Annotated in this window: 1 protein-coding gene; it reads right to left on the minus strand. The window is 60.5% G+C overall.

The genetic code is table 11. From position 1 onward, the window contains the following. The coding region (locus tag EOA24_RS40755; RefSeq protein ID WP_133375117.1) for a type IV secretory system conjugative DNA transfer family protein at positions 1-453 on the minus strand (453 nt) is incomplete at both ends.

The raw sequence follows: 453 nt of genomic DNA on the forward strand, positions 1-453 counted from the left end.
TTCTGGATGTCCAGCAGCGCGGAGGCCGCGGCGCGCTCGGAAAGCGCGATGTAGGCGTTGAAGCTCTCGACGGTGAAGCGCGACAGGCCAGGCTCCTTCTCCTTGATGAATTCCATCAGCGCCTGCAGGTTGACGCCGCTATTGAAGAAGGCTGTGACCTCGTCGAGATTGCGACGGCCGCGGTAGAAGACACTCTCATTGATGTAGCTGATCGCGCCGGCCATGACCTGCTGTGCCGTCGCCTGCCAGATCGAATTCTCCGAATCCACGCTTTCGGGAACCAGAATGCCGGCGATGTTCTGGATATCGGTCGTGCGATCGCCGCGATCGGGCCGGATGAAATCCAGCGGATTGTAGCGATGCGTCCGGTCCGATCCCGGCGCGAAAAGAAAGACCTGGTTGCCTTTCGATTTGCGATAGCCGGCGGTCGACCGGAAGATCTCGCCCTTGAGG

It is taken from the genome of Mesorhizobium sp. M2A.F.Ca.ET.039.01.1.1, from assembly GCF_003998035.1.
Taxonomy (GTDB): domain Bacteria; phylum Pseudomonadota; class Alphaproteobacteria; order Rhizobiales; family Rhizobiaceae; genus Mesorhizobium.